Source organism: Metabacillus rhizolycopersici, from assembly GCF_020075705.1.
Genome location: NZ_JAIQUM010000066.1, coordinates 22,311 through 29,077, shown reverse-complemented (window position 1 = coordinate 29,077; position 6,767 = coordinate 22,311). Strand labels below are relative to the sequence as shown.

Annotated in this window: 5 protein-coding genes; 2 read left to right on the top strand and 3 right to left on the bottom strand. The window is 35.1% G+C overall.

The window, feature by feature from the left end; translation table 11 throughout:
• On the bottom strand, positions 1-466 hold a 466-nt coding region (locus K9V48_RS21475; RefSeq protein WP_263432910.1), incomplete at its 3' end, for an NAD(P)-binding domain-containing protein.
• Between the two features lie 577 nt (positions 467-1,043).
• On the bottom strand, positions 1,044-1,244 hold the full coding sequence (locus tag K9V48_RS21470) for a cold-shock protein (protein ID WP_224141182.1): 201 nt from the start codon (positions 1,242-1,244) through the stop codon (positions 1,044-1,046).
• A gap of 403 nt (positions 1,245-1,647) precedes the next feature.
• Between K9V48_RS21470 and K9V48_RS21465 the strand changes: the two genes are divergently transcribed.
• Entirely contained in the window at positions 1,648-2,439 is a 792-nt protein-coding gene (locus tag K9V48_RS21465; protein ID WP_224141181.1) for an HAD family hydrolase, read from the top strand.
• Between the two features lie 584 nt (positions 2,440-3,023).
• On the opposite strand, the gene K9V48_RS21460 is transcribed toward K9V48_RS21465, so the two are convergent.
• Positions 3,024-5,627: a putative amidoligase domain-containing protein gene (locus K9V48_RS21460; protein ID WP_224141184.1), complete on the bottom strand. Its 2,604-nt coding sequence runs from the start codon at positions 5,625-5,627 to the stop codon at positions 3,024-3,026.
• Between the two features lie 272 nt (positions 5,628-5,899).
• Between K9V48_RS21460 and K9V48_RS21455 the strand changes: the two genes are divergently transcribed.
• The gene (locus K9V48_RS21455; protein WP_224141180.1) at positions 5,900-6,571 is read left to right on the top strand and encodes an N-formylglutamate amidohydrolase; all 672 of its coding nucleotides are present in this window, start codon (positions 5,900-5,902) and stop codon (positions 6,569-6,571) included.
• Positions 6,572-6,767: the final 196 nt, after the last annotated feature.

Here is a 6,767-nt window from a genome sequence, read left to right as displayed (position 1 = left end):
TTGGCGCCACTAGTTCATACGCTTCTTTTTGTCCACCTGGCATAATAGAAGGTCCTTTAAGAGCTCCTTCTTCTCCACCTGAAACACCAGTACCGATGAAGTGAATGCCTGTTGATTCTAATTCTTTGTTACGTCTAATTGTATCTTGGAAGAATGTATTTCCGCCATCCATTAAGATGTCGCCTTCTTCAAGATAAGGTTTTAATGAATCAATCGTTGCGTCAGTTGCCGCTCCTGCTTGAACCATTAAAAGAATTTTACGTGGTTTTTCTAATGAATTAACAAATTCTTCAATTGTTTTTGCACCAACAAAGTTTTTGCCTTCTGCTTCGTTCTTTAAAAACGCTTCTGTTTTTTCAAATGAACGGTTGAATACAGCAACTGAATAGCCTCTGCTTTCAATGTTTAATGCAAGATTTTTTCCCATTACAGCTAAACCGATTACACCAATTTGTTGTTTTGACATGTTCATTTCCTCTCTTTAACCATTTAGTAGATTCTTATATAGTATAGCTTACATCAATAGGAAATTTCCATCCCCTTGTTGCAAGTAATTAGGTACAGAATGAACATTACATCAAATGTCATTTTCATTCAAGGAGATTACTTCCATTATTTTGAGATAAATACATGTTATCAGCAACTACTGTTACTATATTCTTTTTACAGATTACTTTATGAATATAATATCTTCCTCTCTAAAACAACTCATTTCATTTTGTGATTCTATCTAGTAAAAGATTTAGTAATATTCTGTGTATCTTTTGTTCGTTTCATTCGAGATATTTGTTACTACTTATATAGAATTCCTTCACATAGAAAACTTCGTAACATACACGCGAATTTAGTGAGAAATTACTTGCCATCCCACAACCAAGAGTTATCAACCTTACTATTCTATTAATGTATATTATAGAAAATTTAACTATGCAAGAATACCATCTATCAAATTATTTCGCAACTCTGAATTATTTGATTAATCGCTATTGTTGAACGCAAAAACAGACTCTTAAAAAGAGCCTGTTTAGTTGGTTTATTGGGTTTTATATTTTTTGAACGTTCGCAGCTTGTGGTCCTCTGTTACCTTCTTCAATATCAAAAGTAACTTCTTGACCTTCATCTAAGCTTTTATAACCTTCTCCTTGAATTGAAGAGAAATGGACAAATACATCTTCTCCACCCTCAACTTCAATAAATCCAAAACCTTTTTCTGAATTAAACCATTTTACTTTTCCTTGTGCCATTAACAATTTCCTCCTAAATCTAAACACTTTTGATGATTATTTCGATTACTAGTATATCCACGTAAAAGATTATTAAACAAATATGAAAAAAATTTTTTATTATTTACTTAGAATTTTTTCACCTACACCATTTTTAATTATGCCATTTCTTGAAAGATGACCTTAATAGTGCATTTTAAAAGTATGAATATTTTCTTTCACTATATTTTCTATGTTAAAATCTCTTTATACGATAATGTGAGGCTTCCATCAGTCCATTTTTCTTCATACTCAACTGATGAATAGTAAGATTGTTTTAGCCTTTACTGGTAGTGTCTTACCGATTTATCTCTTCCTACTTAAGACTTTAAGTCGGTATTTACTGCCTATTAATTGCGATAAAATAAAAACATTGGAGAAGATTATGACTCATTACAAAATTTTATTTTTAGACATTGATGGAACTATTTTACGACCTGATAACACGATCGAGGATTCAACAAAGCTAGCAATTAATGAGCTAAAGCAAAAAGGAATCGAGGTTTTTCTTGCTACTGGTAGACCATTACACGAAATAGCCCATCTTGCTCTTGAGCTTAACATTCAATCCTTCATAGGCTATAACGGTGCCTATGCGATTCATAAAGGCCAGGATATTTTTAAAGCGCCTATGGACTCAAGTACTGTAGAGAATTTTTTAGAGATTGCCAAAGACAATGAGCATAAGCTCGTCATGTACACGCATGAAAAAAATATTTTTACTGAATTAGAAAGTTCCATTGTTAAAGAGTTTATTCAAGCGTTTCATATGAAAAAAAATGAACAATTCTCTCAAGATGATATTGATAAAATCCTAGGCATTACGCTTTTTAATTTAAGTGAAAACGAGCCTGCTCTATATGAAAAGGCGGAACCGAGCATTCATTTAGCACAAGTAAATGTTGATGGATTACGTCATTGTTACGACGTAATTAGAGATCAAGTCAATAAAGGAATTGCAATTCAACACGTACTAGAGCATCTCAATATTTCTAGAAGCGAGTCCATTGCATTTGGAGATGGTATGAATGATAAAGAGATGCTTAGTTATGTTGGCGAAGGCTTTGCGATGGGAAATGGACACCCTGACCTCTTTCAATATGCAAAACATAAAACAACGAAAGTAACAGATTCAGGGATTTATAATGGCTTGAAATCACTTGGGCTTGTTGAATAAACAGGAATTGCAGTCTTAAGCAAGAAGGGTATTCAAATAATAAGACGCAGTGCAATTCGAATGTGAATTTGCACTGTTTTTTCATTCTCAAAAACTTAATTTTTTATAGTGTTAAGTGTAATAATCATCGCCTTGTTCTAACAGAAAATAACCCTCCACTTATGTGTAAGGATTATTTTCTGTTTATATATTTTATCGCAGATTAGCAGGCAGTAAATCCCAAACTTCAAGACTTAGAGCAAGTATCAGTATGGGATGTAAAAACAATCTCTCTGATGGAAATACCACTTTATGACTAGCAATAATTCATCTTCTTCCTTACCTCCTCAGAATAAAAGGGTATTCACCCTCATTTAAACATCGAATAATTCGCACTTTAAAATATTCAAATGTGATTATACTCATTACCTCTTCAAAAGAAAAGTAGCCAACATCTTCTGTTTCATATGAACTCATCAGCTCTCCGCTCACTGATTTCCCTCTGCTGGTTACTCGTTAGTAAGTTATTAATTAAGTTGTTGTGTTGTTTTCTTCATCACCATTCTCCCTTGCCTTGTAACTCATCATCTCGAACGAGTTTCCTTCTATACTTGATTTTTATATCCAGCAAGTGAAGCAGCATAATTAAGCAAACGGATGCCAGCTAATGAGCGAAGTTTATAAGCTCTAATTTGCGAAAATAAGTTGTCAGGCTTCGCATTGATTTCAAGTAGTTTTATAGAATCGTATTGATCAATGCATAAATCTACTGCAAGCTCCCCGAAGTCCCCCACCTCCTGTTCAACGGTTGCAACAATCTTTCGAGCAATACGCCCTAATTGATTTGTCATATACCTTCGTTCGGTGGGATCTTGATACAAACGATTCATCACAATGCTTAAGCGCAAGTTAACCTCTAAATCTTCTGTCATCACTTCGTTACTAGTCAGACGGGCGACCATTCCTGTTCGAAACCAAATTTGTTTTTCATTTTTTTGCATGTATACTCGAATTTCTAAGTTTTTACCATTGTACTTTTTCCTGCGGATTCCTTCCTGTATCAAATGTGGGGTCGTTTCAATGAAAGGCTCGATAACGTTAAATAATTCTTCTACCCGACTAAATTGTTGTACTGTTTTCGTATACACATGAAACATCAAGATCTCAGTTGGTCGACGAATAATCCGCATGACCCCTCTACTCATAGAGCCATCTATCGGTTTTATAAACACTTCTCCATAACGGTCAAGCATTTCCGTTAAATCTGTAAAATGTTTGAATCGACGTGTTTCTGGTAAATATTCATCATGTTCATCTGATAAAAGTTGATGTGTTTCCCACTTGTTACTTGTAAGCTCAACCATTGCAGGTGGGTTGAGAAAAGGAATTTTATTAAGTGTTTCCAGCTTAGCCCTGATTTCATCGATATCATAATCATTATTTGCTTTCCTACTAAATAAACGATCATAAATGACAGCTGGAAAAGGAAATATACCTTCACCATTTAGTGTTGTTCCTTTAATAACTTGTTGATCCCAGTTGATATCTTGAGGTTCAAATACATAGACAAACATTTGCTTTTCTTTTGCAAGCCGGAATAAATGCTGAAAATACGTTGTTTGGCGATCAAAAGGTCTTGCAGCTAAAATCCCAATAATAGGACCTAGTGTTATGACCCTACCCGCTGATAATAGTTTAGGATTCCAATCTTGTGGGAGTATAAGTTTTGAACGCAGTGATTTCGAAAGCTGAATCATATTTGAGTTATGGAATGAGAATGGATAGGCATGGATGGTTGCGGGTGACATGTTTTTCCCTGCGCAAACAAAGGTTGAATCTCCTTCTTTCAGGTTATACTTTTGTCTTATTTTTTTGGGAATTTGAATAATAAGTCCTGTGTCATAGGTTTGATTTGGAATTATCATCTCCCAGTTCTTACGTATATCACTAGACTCGTTAAACCGATTTCCATTTTCAATAATGTCAAAGAGGTAAGCTAATTCATTTTCATAACTGGAATAACTCGATGTCTTCATTAATGTTGATTTTATGTCTCCCCAAAGTTGCTTGAGTATGGGTTGATTCCCATGGTAAAAGGCACGTTGTATGTTCGGATGAAACAAGAATTCAGTTTGCAGCTCATGATGATGAGTAGCAACTAAATAAGCAAGACATAATATCGATTTTGTAAGATTTGGTTCAACAATCCACGAACTTAATGATATATATTCAAAACCATACGTTTTTTCGCGAAAACGCCCTAATCCTCCATGATTTGTTTTTCTTCTTAGTTTAGCTGTCTTTGTTTCCTCTGTCAGTGCTACTGGTATGGCAAGATAGTAATCTAATGCTCGCAATAAAGATAAAGATGACGGGATTCCAAAATGGAGATGCCCTCCACATTGATACCCTCTAAAAGGCATGCTACCTGCATGAAATTCTATATTTTCATAAGGGACCATTTCAGAAGCCTTTTCCATAAGCTGTTTTATATGAGTGTATAGTTCATGTGGGGTCTGACCCTTTTCTGGTCTTATTTCTACTAATGCATATTCCCCACTGTCCTGCTCAATTTGCCTTTCATCACATCCAACCGCTCCTTCAACCGGAAAGAACGTGGATGCAGGTATCAGCTCATGATCACAACTCAACATAAATTCTATATCCGCTCCTATTGAAAAAGGGAGTTTTGATTCCACAACGTCTTCTGAAAACTTATTATTTATGGGAGTAATATCTAGTACAATAACTGATTCGTTTTGCAGGACACCTATTTTCACAAGACCATGTGTAAGCCCTGTTACATATAGTGCTCGAATCGCGATAGTCCTCCATTCAATTGGTATTGTGTTTATTTCTTCCTTCTTCCAATTCCATCCAAATACTGCTGTTCGAATGGGAACTTCGTTGAATATTGCTTGTTGGACAAAAGCTAGTTCCACCCCTTTTACAGAAAGGCCTTCAATTTCCATGTAATATTCGGTTTCGATGGAATATAATTTTGTATAAAAATCATACCCTTCATCTACCGCTTGTTCCTTTGTATGAATTAACGAAATGTCTTTTCCACCATGTTGACCATACTTTCTGCCAATAATCGGATACATACATGTTTTTGGATCTACTAGTTCAATGGATGGAACATTATTTAAATTAAGGATTTTTAGCGTTAACTCCTTATCAGATTCTATCCAGAATCTCTCCTTCATCAAATCCACATGTAAAACCCCCAATAATAAAAAATCTTTTTATAACATATAAAGTATGTGATTCCTTTTTTATATACTATGATTATGACGCTCCCAGTAATAGTATGTATGTATACCCCAGACCTATTGCCCTTTTAAGGAAAAAGCTCAATATTTTAGAGCATGTCGGTTTACGGCATTTATTTTGGTAAAACTCACACCCTTCACCATTTTTGTATTTGATAGTATAGTGGAACTACGTATAATTTAAACGGAAGGAGCTGAAGACGACTTTGAAATATATTCAACAAAACTATGTAAAATATAACAAAGGAAATGGCTTTATCTGTGGTCTTGCCGATGCCTTACATGCCACACCGCCAGCAGCAGATGTATTTACCGACAAAATTGTCGAGAGCATTATGGTAAAAACAAGATGTGCAGGAATCATTAGTACAGTATCCAGAAAGCTTGCAGATTTGAATCGGAGTCCAAACGGTGATAACGACTTAGCCATAGAAGAATATAGGCATGCACTTAAAGATATCCTCGAATTTCTAAATATAGTAGACTCTGACCAAAATCAGCTCACACACCCATACCTGCATTTATCATTTCATGGGATGAAGGATGACCATTATGGGCCCTTCGGTATGGAGATTGGAACTGTTCGAGGCCGATCATGCTCGACAGAGATAAGAGATTGGTTCGAGGAAACCCTAACTAAAAAAGCGCAACCAGTCATTCCTGACATAACACTTATTTTTGATCAAAAATTTATTGGGAACGAATCTATTGCTTTTCATAGACTTGGTGATGGAGAACGTTATCAGGGATATGGTCCCCACTTTCATACGTTTCAAATTGAATTATCTCGAACGTTCCGTAGGGAGCATCGTTCACAATTAATCGATATCTTTTCAGAAATAATGATCGATTTTCAGAATACATTTGTTAATCAATAAGGAGAGCTTTGTGGCAGATTTATCTCACGCAATGGAGAATAAAACTTCATTAACATGGAATCTCAATCAATTGGCGGATAAAAGTTGCTTGATAATCGAAATAACACATTCTATGCTTGAATTCCAATCAATTGACAGAAAAAAGATGCGTATGAATCAGTCTATGTTCTAAATCAAAGAATAGCCACTTGGCTAC